The sequence below is a fragment of the Flavobacterium sp. genome (assembly GCF_027484205.1).
Lineage (GTDB): Bacteria > Bacteroidota > Bacteroidia > Flavobacteriales > Flavobacteriaceae > Flavobacterium.
Map to the genome: position 1 here is coordinate 41839 of NZ_JAIXUB010000025.1, position 22284 is coordinate 64122.

At 32.8% G+C, this 22284-nt stretch carries 20 protein-coding genes; 2 read left to right on the plus strand and 18 right to left on the minus strand.

The window, feature by feature from the left end:
- Positions 1–182: 182 nt before the first annotated feature.
- The 9 genes from Q0049_RS12690 to Q0049_RS12730 form a co-directional block, all read right to left on the minus strand.
- Positions 183–590, minus strand: coding sequence for a hotdog fold thioesterase (locus tag Q0049_RS12690; protein WP_298120367.1), 408 nt, complete (start codon positions 588–590; stop codon positions 183–185).
- 72 nt (positions 591–662) lie between these two features.
- Positions 663–1811 carry a 3-hydroxyacyl-CoA dehydrogenase NAD-binding domain-containing protein gene (locus Q0049_RS12695; protein WP_298120369.1) on the minus strand — a complete coding sequence of 383 codons (1149 nt, stop codon included), beginning with the start codon at positions 1809–1811 and terminating at the stop codon, positions 663–665.
- Between the two features lie 28 nt (positions 1812–1839).
- Positions 1840–2625 (minus strand): enoyl-CoA hydratase-related protein, encoded by a 786-nt coding sequence (locus Q0049_RS12700; protein WP_298120371.1) that lies wholly within the window; start codon positions 2623–2625, stop codon positions 1840–1842.
- A 149-nt stretch (positions 2626–2774) separates the two neighbouring features.
- Entirely contained in the window at positions 2775–3275 is a 501-nt protein-coding gene (gene paaD / locus Q0049_RS12705) for a 1,2-phenylacetyl-CoA epoxidase subunit PaaD (protein WP_298120373.1), read from the minus strand.
- A gap of 123 nt (positions 3276–3398) precedes the next feature.
- Positions 3399–4151, minus strand: a complete 753-nt coding sequence (gene paaC / locus Q0049_RS12710; protein ID WP_298120375.1) for a 1,2-phenylacetyl-CoA epoxidase subunit PaaC — start codon at positions 4149–4151, stop codon at positions 3399–3401.
- A gap of 103 nt (positions 4152–4254) precedes the next feature.
- Entirely contained in the window at positions 4255–4536 is a 282-nt protein-coding gene (paaB, locus tag Q0049_RS12715; protein WP_298120377.1) for a 1,2-phenylacetyl-CoA epoxidase subunit PaaB, read from the minus strand.
- A 58-nt stretch (positions 4537–4594) separates the two neighbouring features.
- Positions 4595–5551 carry a 1,2-phenylacetyl-CoA epoxidase subunit PaaA gene (gene paaA / locus Q0049_RS12720; protein WP_298120379.1) on the minus strand — a complete coding sequence of 319 codons (957 nt, stop codon included), beginning with the start codon at positions 5549–5551 and terminating at the stop codon, positions 4595–4597.
- A 386-nt stretch (positions 5552–5937) separates the two neighbouring features.
- Positions 5938–7011 (minus strand): 1,2-phenylacetyl-CoA epoxidase subunit PaaE, encoded by a 1074-nt coding sequence (gene paaE, locus Q0049_RS12725; protein ID WP_298120381.1) that lies wholly within the window; start codon positions 7009–7011, stop codon positions 5938–5940.
- 207 nt (positions 7012–7218) lie between these two features.
- Positions 7219–7788, minus strand: coding sequence for a TetR/AcrR family transcriptional regulator (locus Q0049_RS12730; RefSeq protein ID WP_298120383.1), 570 nt, complete (start codon positions 7786–7788; stop codon positions 7219–7221).
- Between the two features lie 183 nt (positions 7789–7971).
- On the opposite strand from Q0049_RS12730, the gene Q0049_RS12735 reads away from it, so the two are divergent.
- Positions 7972–8280 (plus strand): rhodanese-like domain-containing protein, encoded by a 309-nt coding sequence (locus tag Q0049_RS12735; protein ID WP_298120384.1) that lies wholly within the window; start codon positions 7972–7974, stop codon positions 8278–8280.
- 79 nt (positions 8281–8359) lie between these two features.
- Here Q0049_RS12735 and Q0049_RS12740 read toward each other — a convergent pair whose 3' ends face one another.
- The 9 genes from Q0049_RS12740 to Q0049_RS12780 all read right to left on the minus strand — a co-directional run bounded on the left by Q0049_RS12740 (position 8360) and on the right by Q0049_RS12780 (position 20361).
- Positions 8360–11470, minus strand: coding sequence for a T9SS type A sorting domain-containing protein (locus tag Q0049_RS12740; RefSeq protein WP_298120386.1), 3111 nt, complete (start codon positions 11468–11470; stop codon positions 8360–8362).
- 75 nt (positions 11471–11545) lie between these two features.
- On the minus strand, positions 11546–12997 hold the full coding sequence (locus Q0049_RS12745) for an SUMF1/EgtB/PvdO family nonheme iron enzyme (protein ID WP_298120387.1): 1452 nt from the start codon (positions 12995–12997) through the stop codon (positions 11546–11548).
- Positions 12998–13104: 107 nt separating this feature from the next.
- Complete coding sequence (locus tag Q0049_RS12750; RefSeq protein ID WP_298120921.1) at positions 13105–13755, minus strand: response regulator transcription factor; 651 nt, start codon at positions 13753–13755, stop codon at positions 13105–13107.
- Positions 13755–15689: a sensor histidine kinase gene (locus Q0049_RS12755; RefSeq protein WP_298120390.1), complete on the minus strand. Its 1935-nt coding sequence runs from the start codon at positions 15687–15689 to the stop codon at positions 13755–13757. The genes Q0049_RS12750 and Q0049_RS12755 overlap by 1 nt, the downstream gene beginning before the upstream one ends.
- A gap of 6 nt (positions 15690–15695) precedes the next feature.
- On the minus strand, positions 15696–17615 hold the full coding sequence (locus Q0049_RS12760) for an ATP-binding protein (RefSeq protein WP_298120393.1): 1920 nt from the start codon (positions 17613–17615) through the stop codon (positions 15696–15698).
- Between the two features lie 26 nt (positions 17616–17641).
- Positions 17642–17824, minus strand: a complete 183-nt coding sequence (locus Q0049_RS12765) for a hypothetical protein (protein WP_298120395.1) — start codon at positions 17822–17824, stop codon at positions 17642–17644.
- A 170-nt stretch (positions 17825–17994) separates the two neighbouring features.
- The gene (locus Q0049_RS12770; RefSeq protein WP_298120397.1) at positions 17995–18660 is read right to left on the minus strand and encodes a DUF4230 domain-containing protein; all 666 of its coding nucleotides are present in this window, start codon (positions 18658–18660) and stop codon (positions 17995–17997) included.
- A gap of 103 nt (positions 18661–18763) precedes the next feature.
- Complete coding sequence (locus Q0049_RS12775) at positions 18764–19318, minus strand: hypothetical protein (protein ID WP_298120399.1); 555 nt, start codon at positions 19316–19318, stop codon at positions 18764–18766.
- A gap of 80 nt (positions 19319–19398) precedes the next feature.
- Entirely contained in the window at positions 19399–20361 is a 963-nt protein-coding gene (locus Q0049_RS12780; protein ID WP_298120401.1) for a GSCFA domain-containing protein, read from the minus strand.
- Positions 20362–20486: 125 nt separating this feature from the next.
- On the opposite strand from Q0049_RS12780, the gene Q0049_RS12785 reads away from it, so the two are divergent.
- Complete coding sequence (locus tag Q0049_RS12785) at positions 20487–22232, plus strand: ABC transporter ATP-binding protein (protein WP_298120405.1); 1746 nt, start codon at positions 20487–20489, stop codon at positions 22230–22232.
- Positions 22233–22284 lie beyond the last annotated feature (52 nt).

The following is a 22284-nucleotide window of genomic DNA, read 5'->3' on the forward strand; positions in this document are numbered from 1 at the left end:
AAGTTTTATTTTCTCGCTAAGACGCTAAGGCGCAAAGCTTTTTTATACTTATTATTTATTTTATTTTCTATTCAATACATTTACTTTTTAGCCCTGATGCAAGGGAAAAGCCTCGCTTCTTTAGCGAGCTTTGGAAAGGTAGCAGGAATTGCCATTATTGAAAATGCCCGAGCCTTTCGCTCCTACTCCTCCCAATCTTTTTGGGTGCGGTAAACGACACCTTTGAAAAGCGCTACCAATTCGTCACCTCGTTTTACTTCTATAATATTGAATCCTAGTTTGTTATTTACTTTTTCTATTACTGATTCGGCTGTTAGATAATCGCCTTCGTTTACGGCTTCTATGTGATTTATTGACGTTTCGATGGAAACTGAAAATTTACCGTGTGTATTGGCTGCGAATCCGAAAGCGGTGTCAGCTAACGAATAGGTGATTCCTCCGTGGGCTTTGAACATACTGTTGAGCATCTCTTTGCGAACCGTCATTGCTACTTTGCAACGACCGATTTCACATTCGAGAATTTCGATACCGAGCCATTGGCTGTAAGCATCTTGACTTAACATTTTGTATGGTATTTTTGTTCCTTCCATTTTTTAAACCATTAAGGTATTAAGATTCATTAAGTTTTCTCTCACAAAGACGCAGAGTCGCAAAGTTTTTGGTTAATAAAAATTTTTATTTTCTTTAGACATTCTTCTTAAAATTGGACTACAACGGTAACGGTCTTCGTGGTATTCGTTGTATAGTTCATCTAGTTTTTCTACGCACCTATTTATTCCGAGTTCGTCTGCCCATGCTAGTAATCCTTTTGGGTAATTTACTCCTTTGGTCATGGCGTTGTCAATATCTTTGGCAGACGCGATGTTTAAAAATAACGTGTCAGCTGCTTCGTTGATTAGCATTACGATTACTCTTTCAAAAATTGATTTTGCTAAAACAGTATCTTCTGTTGGTGCTGGTAATTCTTGATTGTAATTGTAAAATCCTCGTCCTGATTTTCTTCCTAAAAACCCAGCTTCCAACAAACGTTTTTGTGTGAATGAAGGCTTGAATTTTGGGTCGAAATAGAAGGCTGTGAATACGGTTTCTGTTACAACATAATTTACATCGTGACCTATCATATCCATTAATTCGAATGGTCCCATTCTGAATCCGCCGATGGTTTTTAAAGCCCAATCTATTGTTGCAAAATCGGCGACACCTTCGTCATAAATTCGTAAACTTTCACTGTAAAATGGTCTTGCGACACGGTTTACTATAAATCCTGGTGTATCTTTAGCAACAGCAACTACTTTCTTCCAATCGGAGATAATTTGCACAGATTTTTGGAGTACTTCTTCGCTGGTTTGAACCGCTGGAATTACCTCAACCAGTTGCATTAATGGTGCTGGATTAAAAAAGTGAATTCCAATGACGCGTTCTGGTTTTTGGCAAGAAGCAGCAATTGAAGCTATTGATAATGAAGATGTATTGGATGCTAAAATGGTTTCGGGCGAGACATAATTTTCTAGTTCAGAGAACAATTTTCGCTTGATTTCCATATTTTCAATTATGGCCTCGATAACTAAATCGGAATGTGATAATTCTCCTAATGTGTGTGCGTAGGAAATATTATTTTCGATTCGGGATTTTTCGTGCTCGTCTATTTTTTCTTTTTCAACTAATTTTGATAGCGTATTTTCGAGATTGGATTTGCTTTTGGCAAGCGCATCAAGATTGGTGTCGTAAATTTTTACTTCACAACCTGCTGTTGCGGCTACCTGTGCGATGCCACTTCCCATTGTTCCTGAACCTATTATTGCGATTTTCATGCTACCTCTATGTTGTTCCTACGGAACTTTAATTTCCTTTGAATACGGGTTTTCTTTTTTCTACGAATGCTGTAACTCCTTCTTTGTAATCGTTGGATGAACTTGCTTCGATTTGTAAATCTGATTCTAATGCCAATTGTTGTTCGAGATTATTGATCATGGATTGATTTAATAATCTTTTAGTTAAACCGATTGCTTTTGTTGGCATTTGAGCTAAGGTTTTTGCCAATGTCATTACTTCCTCTTCAAAGAATGAACTAGGATAAATTTTATAAATCATTCCCATATTTAAGGCTTCTTCAACTGATACTTTATCACCTAACATCATTAAGGCAGATGCTTTTTGGAATCCAATTAAACGTGGTAAGAAGAAAGTTCCTGCACTGTCTGGGATTAATCCGATTTTACTAAATGCTTGTATAAAACTAGCGTGTTCAGAAGCTACAACAATATCACAAGCTAAAGCAATATTAGCACCAGCGCCAGCAGCAACTCCATTTACAGCTCCAATAATTGGTTTTTCGATGTTGCGAATTTTTTGAATAATTGGATTGTAATGTTCTTCCAATATTTTTCTGAAACCCGGATTTAATTCTGGGTCGGTTACTTCTTTAAGGTCTTGTCCAGCACAGAATGCTTTTCCGTTTCCGGTAATGACTATCGCACGAACATTTGAATCGTTTGCACAATTATCTAAAGTTTCTTGTAACAGAAACGCCATTTCACGATTGAAACTATTGAAAACTTCTGGTCTGTTGAGTGAAATCCACGCGACATTGTTTTCAATTTTTAGTTCTATTGAATTATTGCTCATACCTATTTTATTTTTAAACCATTAAGGAAGTTAAGTTTCATTAAGGGTTTGATTCTCGCAAAGTCGCAGAGTCGCAAAGACTATTTTGCTGCAAATTCGCTAACTTTATTATTAAATTAAAACCTACAAGGTTTTGGAAACCTTGCAGGTTACTTTAAACATTTAAAATAGTCGAATGGTTCTAAGCAATCTTCGCATTGGAAAAATGCCTTGCATGCTGTGGAACCAAATTGACTTACTAATTTTGTGTTCAATGAACCACATTGGGGACATTTAACAACTTTTTTATTTCCAAGAAGTGCTTCCTTATCAGCTGATTCTGACAGTGGTGAAGCAATTCCGTATTTTTCTAATGCTGCTCTGCCTTTTTGAGTAATCCAATCGGTTGTCCATGCTGGCGATAGGATTAGTTCTACTTTGGCTTCGTAACCTTTTTGTTTGAATGCTAATATTATATCATCACCAATCACGTCCATTGCTGGGCAACCGCTGTATGTTGGTGTGATTTGAACTTTAACAATTCCATTTATTATTTTAGCAGAACGCACTACTCCCATTTCCATTATTGATAATACTGGAATTTCTGGATCGGATACTGTTTCTAGTATTTCGAAGAGTTTTTGATCGATATGTTCTGTTACTTCTATCATTTTAACTAAAATTTCTTTTTTTAAACCATTATGTTATTAAGGTTCATTAAGGTTTTATTTTATTGAAATTTCTTGTTTTATTTTTTTCTCGCAAAGACGTTAAGGCGCAAAGCTTTTTATCTTCTACCAATTCATGTTTGGATAAGCTAATTGCATGTATTGCATTTGTGCTAAAAGATATCCCATGTGTTCGCTGTGAATTCCTTGTTTTCCTCCTTTTTGGAAGTATTCTATTGTTGGAATTTGCAATGTTGCCTCTTCTAAAATTTCGTTTACTTTTTTAAAGTAATTTGCTTTTAAAATGGTTACATCCACTCCAATTCCTTCGGTTACCATTGCTTTATCTGCATCAGTTTGATGAAATAATTCGTCGGTGAAAATCCATAAATCGTTAATTGCAGTTTGGATTTTGTTATGACTTTCCTCTGTTCCGTCGCCTAATCTTCTTATCCAATCAGAAGAAAATCTTGTGTGATAGGAAACTTCTTTGATGCTTTTTTTAGCAATAGCAGATAATGTTTCGTCTTTACTATTTTGTAATTCTTCTAAAACCAACAAATGATAGACATCAAAAAGAAATTGTCTAGCTATGGAATAAGCAAAATCTTGATTGGGTTGTTCAACCAACAATACGTTTTTATATTCCCTTTCTTTTCTTAAAAAGGCGATGGTATCTTCTGTTGTATCACCTCCGATTAATTTGGCTGCATATTGAAAATAACTTCGTACTTGACCGAATAAATCTAGAGAAATATTGGTCATTGCAATATCGGTTTCTAGACTTGGTCCGTGACCGCAAAGTTCACCGAGACGTTGTCCTAGAATTAGAGAATTATCTGCAATTCCGTAGATGTATTGAATTAAATTGTTGTTCATAATTTGTTATTTCTCGCAAAGACGCAGAGTCGCAAAGACAATTTTACCGCAAATTCGCAAATTATATTAAAAACCTACAAAGATTTGGAAACCTTTCAGGTTGTTACATGTGTTTTAATTCATCAGGCAATTCATAGAATGTTGGATGACGGTAGGCTTTGTCCTTTGCTGGTTCGAAAAGTTCAGCGCTATCGTCTGGATTTGATGCTGTGATTTGTGCTGATGGAACAACCCAAATACTAACGCCTTCCATTCGTCGAGTGTAAACATCACGTGCATTTTCTAATGCCATTGTTGCATCGCTTGCGTGTAAACTTCCGCAGTGGCGGTGTTCTAATCCGTTTTTACTTCTTATAAATACTTCCCAAAGTGGCCAGTTTTTCATAGTGTTCAGTGTTCAGTGTTCAGTGTTCAGTGTTAAAACTTCGACTGAAAACTATAATTTATATTGCTTGTTTTACATCTTTGTTTGCCTGTTTTTCGGCATAAGCCATTGCGGCATCACGTACCCATTTTCCTTTTTCCCAAGCGTTTACTCTTGCTGAGATTCGTTCTTTATTACATGGTCCGTGGCCTTTTACTACTTGCCAAAATTCGTCCCAATTCATTTCACCAAAATCGTAAGATTGTTTTTCTTCGTTCCATTTTAAATCTGGATCTGGAATAGTTAGACCAATCATTTTTGCTTGAGGAACGGTTTGGTCTACAAACTGTTGACGCAAATCGTCGTTACTTTTACGTTTTAGTTTCCATTTCATGGATTGCTCCGTGTGAACCGATTCGGCATCTAATGGTCCGAGCATCATTAACGCTGGCCACCACCAACGGTTCAATGCATCTTGTGCCATTTCTTTTTGTTCTGGAGTTCCTTCTGCTAAGGTCATCATAATTTGAAAACCTTGACGTTGGTGAAAACTTTCTTCTTTACAAACACGAACCATTGCTCTTGCATATGGTCCGAAAGAAGTGGAACATAAAGGCACTTGATTAATAATGGCCGCACCATCAACTAGCCAACCAATTGCGCCCATATCAGCCCAAGTTAGCGTTGGATAATTGAAAATACTAGAATATTTTGCTTTTCCTGAATGCAATTGTTCATATAATTCCTCGCGAGATACGCCTAAGGTTTCACAAGCAGAATATAGGTATAATCCGTGTCCAGCTTCGTCTTGAATTTTAGCCAAAAGCGCTACTTTTCGTTTTAACGATGGCGCTCGTGTTATCCAATTTCCTTCCGGTAGCATTCCTACGATTTCGGAATGTGCGTGTTGTGAAATTTGACGAATATGGGTTTGACGGTATTTTTCGGGCATCCAATCTTTGGGCTCGATTTTTTCGTCTCTTGCAATTCGTGCATCGAAAATTGCTTCTAAATTTTTTACTTCTTTTTCTGACATACTTTTTTGAATTAGTGTTCAGTGTTCAGTCGCCGTAATATTTTACTTTGCAGTAACTTTGAACGATTATTATTTTTTCTTTTGAACCATTAAGATATTTAAGGTTCATTTAGCTCTTTTATTTCTCGCAAAGTCGCAGAGTCGCAAAGACCTTTTTTACCGCAAATTTGCAAATTATATTTTTTTCTTTTGAACCATTAAGATATTTAAGGTTCATTAAGATTTTGTTGTTTTTATATTTTATTTTTATTCAATTCGTTTACTTTCTAGCCCTGATTGGAGCAAGCATCCTTTTTTTGCAAAAAAAGATACTGCGGAAAGCAGGAACATGGATTGCAAAAACTCACTAGCCATTCGCTCCTGACTTCGACAAGCTCAGCCTGACATTACACGCCAAAATCAACTACAACTTTGTCGGTTGTTGGAACAGCTTGACAACTCAAAACCAATCCTTTTGCAACTTCGTGTGCATCGAGAGCGTAATTGACTTTCATTTCGACTTCGCCTTCTAAAACTTTGCATTTGCATGTACTACATACACCGCCTTTGCAGGCAAATGGTAAATCGGCTCCGGCAGCTAATGCGCCATCGAGAATGTTGTCGTAGGCTTCGTCTATCACGAAATGGAATTCTTTTCCGCCGTCGATGATGGTGATGTCGGTTCCATTTACTTTATTTTCTACAATTCTTTGAATACGTTTTTTGTCTTCTTCGGAAATTCCGGAAGTAAACAACTCGTAATGTATTTTATCGCTATCCAATCCAGCAGCTGTTAATTCGTCGCGTAAGAGGAAAATCATATCTTCTGGTCCGCAAATGAAACAATCGTCGGTTGCTGGAATGTCGATTATTTTTTCGGTCAACACCTGAATTTTTTCTTTCGTAAATCTTCCGTTAAACAATTCGGATGCTCGATGTTCTTTGGTTAGGAAATGAAAAATTTCGAAACGATTGAAATACAAATTTTTAAGCTGTTCAATTTCTTCTTTAAAGATAATGGATTTTACGGAACGATTTAAATAAAATAATTTAAATGTGCTGTTTGGCTCTGATTTTAAATGTGTTTTTATGATTGACAGAATTGGCGTGATGCCGCTTCCTGCTGCAAATGCTATGTAATTTTTGGTTTTTTGTGTATCGATTTCAACATTGAACTTTCCGCTTGGCGGCATTATTTCTAGAATATCACCACTTTTTAGTGTTTCGTTTACGTAGGTTGAAAACAATCCGCCATTGATTTTTTTAACGGCTACTTTCCATTTATTTTCGATTGGAGACGAACATAACGAATAAGAACGACGGACATCTTCTCCTTCAATAGTTGCCTTTAGTGTGAGATGTTGTCCTGGTTTGTATTGAAATTCTTGCTTTAATTCTTGTGGAATTTCAAAAGAAAGTACAGAACAATCTTTGGTTTCCTTGTAAATATCGGCAATTTTTATGCTATGAAATTTTGACATAACCACTGAATAATTTTTAACTAACACTTGTTAGTTTGTTATGCAAATTTAGTGAAAATTTTGATATGTTACGAAAACGTTATAATTTTTTTTGCCACGAAGACGCTAAGGCGCAAAGTCTTTTTTTAATCATAAGGTATTCTAGTTCTTTAGGATTGGTTTAGAACATAGATTGGAGCCCTTCGGCAAAGCTCAGGGTAAAAAAAATTAAATAATTCCGTTAAGAAGTACTTGAATCATAGTTGCTTTTAGGACTTCAGGCTTTATATTCTTTTTCTTACCGTACCAAATATAAAGTGTTCTTAATGTTGATAGCGTTGAGAAAATTATAACTTCGATGTTTAGGTTTTTTATCTCGCCATTAGCGATTCCAGCTTTGATTATTTGTCGGAAACTTTCTTCGTAGTCGTTTCTCATTTTGATGAAATAAATTAAATCATCATCGGTCAGGTGCATCCAATCGTTGTTTAGGCAAGCTAGAGCATCGGAATTTCTTAATGTAATGTCGATGTGAAGTTGAATAACTCGTTCGATTTTTTGAATAGTTGTATCACTAGAAGCAAGAATTTCATCTATTACGGAAGTAAATTCTTCGGCGATTTCGATGATGATTAAAACTAAAATTTCTTGCTTGGATTTGATGTGATTGTATAAACTTGCTGCTTTGATATCCATAGCTTGAGCAATGTCACGCATGGTTACAGCACTGTATCCTTTTTCTTTAAAAAGTCGTGCAGCTACGTTTATAATTTCGGTTTTTCTATCGGTAATCTTCATTGGTGTCAAATATATAGAATATTTTTAGTTGGGTAACTTTTGTTACAAATTTGTGTTTGAGATTAGATTAGTTTTGTCGTGTTGTTAAGTTTCAAAAAATCTAATAATAAATTAAAGCCCTTCGACTGTGCTTCGACTTCGATCTGCATAAACTAGGGTGACAAACTATTAAAAAAAACAATTATGGGATTATTAAGTATGTTAGGTTTTGGTGGGAAATCGGAAAGTATTAAAGAATTTGTGGACAAAGGTGCTGTTATTATTGACGTTAGAACACCTGGAGAATTTCAAGGTGGTCATATTAAAGGTGCGAAAAATATTCCGTTGAATACTCTTGGAAATCAAATTGAAAGTATAAAAAAAATGAACAAACCTGTGATTGCTTGTTGCGCAAGTGGTATGCGAAGTGCTCAAGCAACATCTATTTTGAAAAATAATGGAATTGATGCAATGAATGGTGGCGGATGGAGTAGCTTGGAAAATAAATTGTAGTTTTTTTAATTTTTGGAAAATAAAAAAACCATCCCGAATTAACGAGATGGTTTCAAAAAACTTAACTATAAAAAACTACTTACTTTTTAATTACTTTGAAAGTTTTAATTTTATCTTCTACAAATACCCTAATAATATAGGAACCTGAGGAATATCTTGTCATATCAATATTTGTTTCAACTTCTTTTATAGTTTGTGAAGAAACTGTTTGACCTAACATATTAATTATTTCAATTTTAGACATTATATCAGTTGAAATAATCGTTACAAAATCAACTACTGGATTTGGAAATAATTTAATTGAATTTATTACGAACTCTTCATTTCCTAAACATCCACCTAAAGTCATCGTAACAGCTAATCTTGTTGGGCTTTCGCAACCGGTAACTGTTTGAGATGCATAGTAAGTTGTTCCCGAAACTAAAGTTGTACCTGATGGGATGACATTTCCGCTTGACGGAGCATCATACCAAACAATATTTGAACCTGTAACCGAAATTAATCCAACTGTTTCTCCCGCGCAAAAAGTTTGATTTGCAAAACCTGTTGGCGCTGCTGTTGGATTTATTGTAGCAGTTACTGCAACTCTAGAAGTAGTACAAACTCCATTATTTGCCTCAACATAATAAGTTGTTGTTGTTGAAATATTAGGCGTTATAAAACTTGTTCCAGAACCTAACAAAGTTCCTCCAGACGGTGCATCATACCAACTCAATGTCCCAACATTTGAAGTTGCATTTAGTGTTAAACTACCTGCATCACATCTGCTCGCTGGTGTTGTTGAAGTGATTGTTGCTACTGCAAATACAGTTGCGTTTACAGCAGTTCTCGCCGAATTACATCCACCATTTACAACTTCAACATAATAAATTGTTGTTGTGCCTAAAACTGGAGTGGTAAAACTTCCACCTGTGGCAACTAATGTCCCACCTGTTGGAGCATTGTACCAATTAATAGTTCCGATACTTGCTGTTGCTTGTAGTATTACACTTCCATCGCCACATCTACTTGCTGGTGTTGTTGAAGTTATTGCTGGAATTTCATTAATTGTTGCCGTAACCGATGTTCTCACCAATGAAGTACAAACTCCGTTAGTCGCTTCTGCATAATACGAAGTGGTTGCAGATAAACTTGGCGTTGTAAAATTAGAACCTGTTCCAACTAAAGTTCCACCAACTGGTGCATCATACCAGTTTACAGTTCCAGATGAGAAAGTTGCCGATAAAGTTACTGAACCATTTCCGCATCTTGAAGCTGGCACTGAGGATGTATTTGTTGGTCTATTTGTAACTGTAACCTCTACAGGAGTTCTTACAGATGAACAACTTCCGTCAATTGCTTGAGCATAAAAAATTGTTGTAACACTCAAACTTGACAATGAATAATTACTTCCTGTTGCTAATAAAGTTCCACCAGTTGGTAAATTATACCAGTTAATTGTTCCTGAACTTGCTACAGCTGATATATTAAACGAATCGCCACTACAAATACTTGCTGGAGTTGTTCCTGTTATTGTTGGACTTGCGTTTACGGTTGCTACAACCGATGTTCTCACAGAAGTACAAGATCCATTAACTGCTTCAACATAATAAGTTGTAGTTGTAGAAATACTTGGTGTTGTAAAACTTGTTCCAGTTCCAACTAATGTTCCACCACTTGGCGCATTGTACCAATTTAACGTTCCAGCATTTGCGGAAGCAAAAAGAGTAATGCTACCCGAATCACATCTACTTCCTGGAGTTGTCGATGTTATACTTGGTGTAACATTCACTGTTGCTGTGACTGCAGTTCTTGCAGAAGTACAACTTCCATTTGATGCTTCTACGTAATAAGTTGTAGAAACCGAAATGCTTGGAGTTGTAAAACTTGTTCCAGTTCCAACTAAATTTCCAGCTGTTGGTGCATCATACCAATTTAACGTTCCACTTGAAGCTGTTGCTTGTAACGTAACAGTTCCTGCATCACATCTACTTGCTGGAGTTGTTCCTGTTATTGTTGGTGTAGTATTTACTGTTACAACCACCGCTATTCTTGGCGAAGTACAACCATTTAAAGTTGTTTCAACATAATAAGTTGTAGTTATAGCCACATTTGGCGAAAAACTAGTTCCTGAAGCAAGTAATGTTCCTGCTGTTGAAGCATCATACCACAAAATTGTTCCTGCACTTGCTGTTGCAGAAATTGTAACAGATCCTGAACCGCATCGTGTTGCTGGCGTTGTTGATGTTATAGTTGGTGTAGTATTTACTGTTGCCACTACAGCACTTCTTGACGAAGAACAAACTCCATTTAATGATTCAACATAATAAGTTGTAGTTGAAGATAAACTTGGTGTTGTAAAACTTGTTCCAGTTCCAACTAAAGTTCCACCAGTTGCTGCATCATACCAATTTAAAGTTCCAACATTTGTTGACGCTTGTAAAGTTAGAGTTCCTGAATCACATCTACTGACTGGAGTTGTTGAAGTAATTATTGGATAAGCATAAACTATTATTTGGTCTGTTGCAACTACGGTATTTGTTCCATTATAATTTGCAGCCATTAAAGTTACATCATAAACTCCTGGAGTATTGTAAGTAATTACTGGATTTTGAATAGTTGATGTAGCTGAAGTTCCTCCTTCAAAAGTCCATGTCCAAGCTGATGGAATGTTGGTTGAAGTATCTGTAAATGTCACCGTTTGTCCAACACAAATTTCGGTAAGCGAAGCTGTAAAACTTGCTACTGGTGGTTCTGTTGGACAAATTGGAGCTGTTTTATCTAATGTAAAACCATCTCCGTTACCACCAAAATATGCATAGAACTGCGGTGGGAATGCACAAACATTCGCCTCGAAAGTTTCTACGCCTGCACCATCATTATTTCCTCCCATATAAGCGAAGAAAGATGGCGGAATGCCACATACCGTAGAACTTAGCTCTTCTGTAGCTGCACCATCTGAAGTTCCACCCATATAGGCAAACTGAAAAGCTGCAGTTCCACAGGAAGTTGTGCTTAACTCTTCAACACTTGAACCATCGTTATTTCCTCCAAAATAAGCATAAAAATGCGCTGGAATTGTACAACTTGTGTTACTTAACTCATTTGCTGTAGAACCGTTAGAGTTTCCTCCGTTGTATTGAGCAAAAGCGTTAAACTGTGTCAAAATAAATGTTAAGCAAACAACTAAATATATTTTTGTTGTTTTCATCTAATTTGATTTTTTTAAATTATTATAATTCATTGTATTACAAGCAAAAAATCACTTGCAAATCAAATTGGATTACTATCTTACTCCTCTTCCTCCATAAGTGTAACTTCTTGCTGCATCAGTTGAACCTGCAAATGTTCTATCAGATGTTCTAACATAAGTAGAAGGACTTACATATTCTCCACCTCTTTGACCAATTCCTGTTGCTGTTGAAATTGAAGGCCATGTAGCCTGATTAGCATTTCCAATTGCTGTTAAAGTTCCATCACCTAATGTTCCATTAAAAGCAACTCCAGATGCATTTGCTACTGTAACTGTTCTTTCAACCACATTTCCTCCCATTTCCATTGCTCCATAATAAGAAGCACCAGCAGATGATCTACCAGATGTAGCAGTTGCAAAAACACCAACTTTTAATGGTCCATAAATACTACTACTTGTCCCTACTCCATAAGCACATCTTCCGTTTACAACTGCATTAGCAACTTCTGTTGGTTGTAATCCGTTTAAAACAGTATAACTAAAAAATGCATTAATATTGGTATCACCCCAAGGATACTCTCCAGCAACTCTTGGCATTGTGCCACGACATACTTTTTCAAATTCTAATTCAGTCATTGGTCTTAATGCAGACCAATCTAAATAAGCTGCAACATCTGCCCATGATAAATTGTTCATTGCACCACTTTGCCCATCATTCACATTATTTACTACACCATTTGTTGCATCACATCCAAATACTGCCGGAATAGCCGCATTGTTTCCAGGTGTTTCAATTACGATTCCATTTCTGTATGCATAACTTCCAAAAGTCGCATAAGTTCCTGCAACAGATGTTGGATCACTTGCAATTCTTGTTTGTTGTTGTGAAAAAGTCAATGAGTTTAAAAATTCAACATATTGTAATTGAGAGATTTCATATTTCATACAATAAAACGAGTTATAACCCATTGGAAATGTTGCAGGAACTGTTGGTCCACCACCACCAATTGCAGCAGATGTAATTCCGCCTGATTGAGAAGTTGCTGTTACGTTTATACTATTGAAAGTTGAAACACTTGTGCCATCACCAATTTCAAAATTTCCTTGAGGAACATTTACCATTTCGATACCGAAAACTTTGAAATTATATGGACCAGCACCAAGACCAGTCATTCTTAATGTTATTGATGTTGCAGAAATATTTCCGCCACCAAGAGCACTTCTTCTGATAAAAACACCTTTACCATCGGCAACTGGATCAACTTGCAAAGGAGAAGCTGCTGAGTGATCTCCGGCTACTGTACTTAAACTAGTATGTGCCCACAAACGTGTGTTACAATCTTGAAATTTTACGAATACCCAAACAGCATCCCAATTAGCAGGAGCAACATTGGCATTCCAACTGTTTTCCCAAGAAATATTAAAAGTAATATCATTTCCAGAAACTGATGTTCCTGTAATTTCTACATTATTTGCATTAGCATTAAAAGCAAATAAAAAAAATAGTGCCGAAGCAATTTTAGTAAAATAATTTTTTGATTTCATCGTATTGATTGTTAAAAGTTATAAGGCAAACTTAGCTTACAACAAAGCATAAAAAAATACGCTAAAATGCGTATTTTTAAAAATTTAATAATATGAATATCAAATATTTATATCAATTTATTGCTTTTTGCTTTTTGAATTGCTTCTAATTTATTGTGAACTTTCAATTTATTATAAATATTCTCAACATGCTTACGAATTGTTCCAACAGATAGAAATAAATTATCTGCAATGGCATTGTATTTCAATCCTTTACTTAATTGTTCTAAGACTTCTACTTCTCTGTTGGTTAGATTGATTTCTTCACATGGTTCGCAATTTTCAAAAACCATTGGTTCACGCAATAATTTTAAAGTTTTTAATGCTATTGAAGGCGTCATTGCTGCGCCTCCATTTAAAGTTTCAACAATGGCATTATATAAGTCTTGTGGGCTTACCTCTTTAAGAAAATAACCATCTGCACCAGCTTTTATTGATTTGAAAATGTTCTCATCATTATCAAAAACGGTTAGCATAATGATCTTGATTTGTGGATATTTATTTTTTACTGCTTCTGTAGCTTCAATACCATTCATCATTGGCATTTCGATATCCATTAGAATCAAATCAATATTATGACTTTTTTCAAGTTTTTCTAATAAATCTTGACCATGATTTGCTTTAAATTTTACTTCTATGTCTTTAAAAAAAAGTAATTTTTCTTGGATTGCTTTTTGAAGAAAAGTATTATCATCTACTATGGCTATTTTTATCATAATTACGTGTTTTTTGGAATTTCAAATCTTATTTTTGTCCCTTTATCAAGCAGTGAATTGATTTCAAAGGTTCCTTCAATTTCTTCAATTCGTTTTTTCATATTATATAACCCATTTCCGAAGTCAGTGTTTTCTATATCAAATCCTTTTCCGTTATCTAGAACTTCTATTTGGATTTTATTAGAAACATTTTTTACCTCAACTACTATTTCATTTGCATCAGCATATTTAATGGCGTTATTTACTGATTCTTGAATGGTTCTGTAAAGATTTATTCCTATCAAGGAAGAAAATTTTAAATCCTGTAAAGATTCATCAACATTGAATTTGAAATCAATATTTTCTTTGGCAGATTTTGCTTTTTCTATGAAATTAAAAATTCTGGATCGCAAATCTTCAAATGTAAATTCGTTGTTGTTCATTGCCCATATTGTATCTCTAAGATCAATAATTGTGGACTTGGTGAAATCGCTAATTTTAGTAAGTTGATTTACGATTTTGCTATCTGATATTTGATTTCCATACTTCAAATTATCTACCGACGAAATAACAAATGTTAATTGTGCTCCAATGTTATCGTGCAAATCTCTTGAAATTGAAAGTCGCTGTTCATGAAGTTGGTTTTGAGTTTCAATTTGAGCAATTGCTGATTTTAATTGAAATTCTTGTTCTTGTTGTTTGTTTTTTAATTTTTGTTGGCGGTAAATTAAAAATCCTATTAAACCGATAAATAAAGCTAATGATGAAACAGCTATTAATTTATTTCTAGTGTTTTTTACTTCAATCTCTTTTTCAAGTAAAAGTTTTTCTTTTTTGGCAGATTGGTATTTTGATTCAAATTCGTTTGTTTGAGTTTGCACAGTTTTTTCAATTATTTCATCTTGTAATTTCATTGATGAGTTGATGTAATAGTTAACACTGTCGGGAGCATTTGTATAAGCGTGCACTTGACTCAAGTATAAATAAGTTTGCGACAATTTAGTTCTAAAAGTTTCATTTTTAGAATACTGTGTTTTCAACTTATAAAGTGTTTGTTTTGCTTTTTCAAAATTGCCTTTGGAAATATCTTGCGTAACCGTATTTAAAAGCAAACCAGTTTGGTCAGAATTAGGATTTAGTTTTTCTATTAAAGCTCCAGACTTTTCTATTAATTTAGATGCTTCTTCTTGTTTATTTTGGCTAATTTTAATGTTTGAAATATTATTTAAAGCACTTGATAACGCCACATTATTACCTGATTTTTTTGAAGAAATAGTACTTTTTTTATAAAATTTTAAAGCATTAATTGTGTCTTTCAAGCTTAGATAAATGTTGCCCATAGTTAAATAGGAAGTTGACAAACCGGCATCCTGATTGTTGAGTTCTTGATATTCAATGGCTTTCTTGGTGTAGGTCATCGATTTATTATAGTTTTTCAAATCCATAAATAAGGAACCGATATTTGCATTTGTTATTGCTGCAGCTTCAAGATTATTGGTTTTTTGAAAAAAATCAACTGATTCTAAATAAGATTTTAATGCTAATGTTTTTTTGTTTTCTTTATTATATATGTTGGCCAAATTAGCTGCGATTTTAGCCATACCCATTTTATCATTTCTTAATTTTCTAATTTGATATCCTTTTAAATAATTTTCTTTTGAAGACTCATAATCGGCTCTTCTAAAATATACAATACCCAAATCACTGTAAACTTGAGACAACAAAACAGAATCTTTAAGTTTTGTTGATTCAGTAATTGCTTTTTTTCCATAGACAAGTGCAGAATCTGTAGAAATATTGGAATAATACCAAGTCAAATCGGAGTATATTGTAGCTCTTTGTTTTTGATCGGGATTATTATTTAAGTCGTTTTTTAATTTGTTTATTAAATCTTGGGCATTTTGTGAAAACCCTAAAACTGAAAATAAAATGAAAATTATAAGTACTATTCTTTTCATAATAAATTAAATAAAAATTGATATTCTTGTTCCTTTTTCTACTATAGAATTAACTTCAAATTCACCATCAATTTCTTCTATTCTTTTTTTCATATTACGCAATCCATTACCAAAATCTATATTTTCTATATCGAATCCTTTTCCGTTGTCTTGAATTTCTATTTGGATTTTGTTGTTCATTTTTTTTACATCAACATAAATTTTATTTCCGTTTGAATATTTAATAGAATTGTTTATTGCCTCTTGAATTGTTCTATATATATTAATACCAATGAAAGATGAAAGTTTAATTTCTGATAATTGCTCGTCAATTTTAAATTCAAAATCAATATCTTCTTTAGCAATTTTTGCCTTTTCAATGAAATTAAAAATCCTAGAACGTAAATCTTCAAAAGAAAATTCGTCTTTATTCATTGCCCAAATTGTATCACGAAGTTCAATAATTGTAGCTTTTGTAAAATCACTAATTTTTGTTAGTTGATTATTGATTTTAGTATCGGTTATTTTATTTCCAAATTTTAAATTATCGACCGATGAAATCACAAAAGTCAATTGAGCTCCAATATTATCGTGTAAATCTCTTGAAATAGAGAGTCGTTGTTCGTGTAATTGATTTTGGTTTTCTATTTCTTTAATTGCTGATTTTAATTGAAACTCCTGTTCTTGTTGCTTATTTTTAAGTTTTTGTTGACGATATATTAAGTATCCAATTGTAATTAATGCTAATGAAATCAATGATAGGATTTGAAATTGAGTGTTTTTCTTTTTGATTTGAAGTTCGCTTTCTGCAATTTTTGTTTTAGAAATTAAAAGCTCTTTCTCTTTTTTTTCTGTTTCATAAATAGTTTTAAACTCAGCTGCTGCTACTTCTTTTCTCTCATTGATCAAGCTTTTATATACCGATTGATATTTGTTAGAATATTCTAAAGCGCTTTTATAATTTCCTTTATTTTTATAAAAATCAACTAACAAATTATAGCTTTTTGCTATGCCTGGATTATAATTTACATTTTTGGCAATTTCAATACTCTTATTGGCAAAATTTAATACCTCAGCATCATTATTACAAAAAATAGCTAATTGCGCAAGATTTGCATAAGAATCTGAAATTTGTTTTTCATTTTTACTCAATAAATCTAATTTTAAACATTCATTGAAATAGTATTTTGCACTATCCAGTTGATTGGAAAACATGAAACAATTTGCTTTATTATCAAGAAATGTAGCTTTTAAATTATCTGACTTAATTTTCTCACAAATTTTCAACCCTTCTTCATCAATCTTTAATGCTTCCTTCAAATTTCCATTCATACCTTGCAAATTTGCCATTGTGTGAATTGCAACTAAATAATGTGGATTTAATTTGTAATTTTCTAAATAATTTACTGCTAATATTAAATGCTGTTTTGCTAATTTCATTTCTTCTTTTTGAAGATATAATTGACCTAAATTTGCATAAATTCCGCCAATCATAAGTGAGTCTTTAAGCTTTTCAGATAATTTTAAAGCATTCAAAAGATTTTTTAATGACTTTTCATATTGACCTGTGTGCTTGTAATAATTCCCTAAACCCGCAAAAGTTGAAATTTTTAAACTATCAACTTTAGAATCTTTCAATAAATTAAATGAAGCATTAAAATTTTTAAAAGACAAACTGTCGTTATTGATTGAATTATAATAAATGCCATAAGCAATTTTAGCAGTAGCTTTAAAATCATTAGATTCATTTTTAATCAATGATTGTATACTATCGGCATAGTTTTTTATAAGAAAGTGCTTTTTGTTTCGTAAAGATTTTGCAATCCTAAACCATTCAATAATTTGCTTTTGATTTTTAGTAAACGCTTTTGATTCTTGCCGATTTGTATCTTCTTTTTGACACGAAAACAAGACTATAAACAATAAAACAAGTATTCTTTTTATCATAAAGTTTTTATTTATATTGTATAAAGTTAATTATAATTCCCATTGGAAATAATTTCAATAAAAACTTTTTGCAATTCAACAACCTCATCACCAAGAGCTTTCATATCATTAGAATAATTTGACTTATAATCATCCGAAATTAAAACTTGATTATTCAGCAATTGATGTTTAGAATTTAGAGACGCAATTATTTGCTCTAATTTTTCCATGTTATTCTGGTGTTCTTCTCGTATTGAAGCATTGTTTACAAACAAATAAATCACAAAAAAAAGCAACAGAATTATTATTGATATTAAAATATAAATCATAAAAAAAGTCATTAAATCAATTACAAATTTGACCTAATGACTTTGAAAAAACAATACGTATAAATGCGTATTTATGATTTAATTTTTGCCTGAAACTCTTGATTATTATTTACAATTTCACCTTCGTATTTTAAAGTCCAACCCATAGAACTTGTTAGAATTAAAATTTTAGATAACTCACTTACTAATCTATTTTTAGCATTTGACTTCAAAGTAGATTTATCTATTTTCTTTTTAAGATTTTCTTTTGCAATCTTGTTGATTTTGTTATAGTCATCACCTGTAAACTCATTAAAAGTTGAAGATTCAGTATTGTAATATTTAATATCTGGACTAATTTTTATTTCCTCTTCAGGAATTGTTAAAATTGTTACTGTTTTATTTTTAGCATCAACATCATATTTTACTTTGCTTAAATCAAAACCTACAGTAACATCGGCATTAATAACAACTAAAGCTTTTTTGTCAAAACTCAATCCTGGAATATAGGTTTCTTTTCTATCTTTGTATGTTAGCACTTCGGCAAAATGTCCTTCTGTTACAACGAGCTTTCCTACATTCTTTATTTGTTGTTGAATTAAATTTGTATCATATTCAATCGATGAGGTTTCACTTTTAGTGGTAAAAAATTTATACCCAAAAAACAATACTAAACCTATTAGAATTAAAACTGCCCATTTTCTAAATTCTGATAAAGCGCCAAAAAAGCCAACTTTTTGTGGAGTTTGTTGTGTCATATTTTTATATTGAAAGTTTTCAAATTTATGAAATAAAATCCAATGAAAACAAAAAAGGCTATCTCAAAAAAGATAGCCCTTTTCAACCTAAAAACTACTATTTTTAACTACCTATTTCTAATCTAAATGAACCATTGGTAACATTTTTTGTTCCACCTGAACAATCTTCTGATTCAAGTAATTCCTTACCTTTAAAGCTAAAAGTTCCTTCAATTTTTGTGGCATCAATGAATGTAATTTCTAAAGTCCCATTAGAATCATCACAAAAAGAAGAGTTATATGTTTTTGTTGACATGGAATTAATATCTACATCAATCAATGATAAACTTCCTACATAATTATCCTCGTTATTTGACAAATCCATTGCATACGTTCCTACTTCTAAACTTCCGTCAATTGCATACAATTGAATATTAACCGATTTACCTGTTGTTGTAGAAAAACCTTGCAAAACTAAATTTCCAGAATTATAACCGCCATTTGCATAATCGCCTTCTGCTAATAAATTTGTGCTTCCAATTTTTGCTTTCACAAAAGTTCCTGTGCTTGGTCCGCTAAATCCACCGCTACCACCATCGCTATCATCACTACTACATGAAGATAAAATTGAGGTAACTGCAAGAAATAAAATGAATCCAAACTTGTTTAATTTTTTCATTGTTTTTTGTTTTAAAGTTATAAGACAAAATTGAATGAATTAAATACGGAACTCAATACGAAGAAAATCGTATTTTTATTTTAGAAATTAATAAGTGGTAATTTTTCTTTTAAATCAGAAATTTTCTTACTGAGATTAGTTAAGAATTTTTGATGACTTTCTGAATCTGGATTAAAAGGTCTGTGTTTTAAAGCACGTTGGATCTCACAAACTTGATTCATTGTTTTGAACTCCGTTTCGGAAACATAATTTTCAAAGAATTTTATCCAAATATAATCAATTGCCGTTTGAGAAGGATGTAACATATCTTCGGCATAAAAACGATAATCGCGAAGTTCGTCCAACAGGATTTCGTAACTAGGAAAGTAGTTGCACTTCGACAAGCTCAGTGTGACAACTTTTTGTAATGCAGTTATCAAATGTGCTTTGCTTCTCTGGTTTTCTACAAAGCCATCTTTGATATGTCGAACTGGTGAAATGGTAAAAATGAATTTACAATTTGGATTTATTGAATGAATTAAATCTATACTATTTTGAATGGATTTTTCGATAACTTCAATAGGTAGAATTTCTTTTTCAAATTGATTTTGAGGCACTTTATGGCAGTTTGCTACAATACAAATTCTGTGAGATTGCGCTTGTCTAAGTCGATAAACCCATGAAGTTCCGTAAGTAATAATAAAATGTGAGGCTTCAGTGATTTGATTTCTAAAATTGTCTAAAATTGTATTAAGATTCTGAAGTAATACCTCATTTGAAGTAGTACTTAAAACAGAATGAGTTTCAAAACAATGCCAATGCTCATTGTGAAAAAAAATATCATTCTCAGTAAACTCAATTTTATTTACCGCTCGATTTATTAAATTTTCAATTGATACCGGATTGAAAATAATCCCAAAAGGATTGACAGAATTTTGAAACTTAAAATAGTCAAACTTCTCCGCCATAGTTGAGGCAAAACAGGAACCAATAGAAATAATTTTAGAATTATAATCTATTGGAAAATTTGACTTTTGAATGGGTATTTTTGTGGTGAAGTTCATTTTATAAAAATATTTTACAAAAATACAAAATGATTATTTAACCTTGTAACTTAGATGAAATTATACAATCAAAAAAAACAATCTTGATTTTTTTATTCTCTACTTTTGTAAAAAAATAAAACTTCATGAAACTACTTTATTCCTACTTAAAAAAACATAAACTTTTACTCTTTTTTGCCTTATTAATGGCGGCAATAAACATTTGCTTTAGCTTGTCTGATTCGGTTATTACGGGTAAATTGATGCAAGATTGTGGTGTTGGAATTGAAAAATACAAAGGAAACGAAATTGGTTTTATTAAATCGGTTGCATTTTGGCTCGGATTATCACTTGGCGCGGCAATGATTTCTAGAATAACTAAAAATTTTCAAGATTATTTTACCAATATAGTAATTCAGCGAACTGGAGCTGAAATGTACACTGACGGAATTAAAAAATCACTCGATTTACCTTACGAACAATTTGAAGATCAACGAAGTGGTGAAACATTAAGCAAATTAACCAAAGTACGTTCTGATTCTGAAAAACTAATTACACTTTCTATTTCGCTGATATTTCAAACAATTATTGGATTTATATTTGTAATCATTTATGTTTCCAGAATTGACTATAGAATTTCATTTATTTTTCTACTTACAGCTCCAATTATAGCAATCATTAGTTCGTATTTAGGTAAAAAAATAAAAGTCGTTTCTAGAAAAATTGTTACTCAAACCAATGCTTTAGCAGGTTCTACTACAGAAAGTTTACGAAATATAGAATTGGTAAAAAGTTTGGGATTAACCTATCAAGAAGAAAAACGACTCAACTTAAACACGTTTAAAATTCTTCAATTAGAATTACAAAAAATCCGTTTCATTAGAAGTTTGAGTTTTATTCAAGGCACAACAGTACATTTTTTAAGAACTTGCGTCGTTTTTACATTGTATTATTTCTTGTTTGGAGGCGAAATTATTGTTGGAGATTTATTGACCATGGTCTTTTTTACCTTCTTCATTTTTGGTCCATTACAAGAGTTAGGTACGTTTATTATTGCATTAAATGAAACCAAAGTTTCCATGGAAAACTTCAAAGAATTATTGAATGCTCCAAAAGAATACCGTCCAAAAAATGCTAAAGATGTTGGCGCAATTAAAGCATTACAATTTTCCGATGTGAGTTTCAAACATAAATCAGCGAAACATAATGCGGTAGAGAATATAACTTTTGATATAAAACAAGGCGAAACAGTTGCATTCGTTGGTCCTTCTGGAGCAGGAAAAACCACATTGGTCAAACTTTTAGTTGGATTATATCCGCCAGAAAAAGGACATGTAAAATACAACGAAATCGATTCTAAAGAAATTGATTTATTGGATTTGAGAAAACAGCTCGGCTTTGTAACTCAAGATGCGCAATTATTTAGTGGAACTATTCGTGAAAACTTATTGTTTGTAAAACCATCAGCAACCGACGAAGAATTACTTGAAGTATTGCATAAAGCAAGTTGCGACCGATTATTAGAACGTGCCGAAGATGGATTAAATTCAACTATTGGCGAAGGCGGAATTAAAGTTTCTGGCGGTGAAAAACAACGTTTATCAATTGCAAGAGCTATTTTGAGAAACCCAAATTTATTAATTTTTGATGAAGCCACTTCTGCATTAGATTCGATTACTGAAGAAGAAATTAACGCCACCATCAGAAATATATCCGACCAAAATAGAATTACGGTATTAATTGCACACCGATTATCAACCGTAATGCATGCCGATAAAATTTTCGTATTAGAACAAGGAAAAATCATCGAACAAGGAAAACATGAAGCGTTGCTAGAAGAAAAAGGTTTGTATTATGCAATGTGGCGTCAACAGATTGGGGAAAGAAAATAATTCTAAAAGACATAAAAAAACTCAAAACTTAAATTAGTTTTGAGTTTTCTAT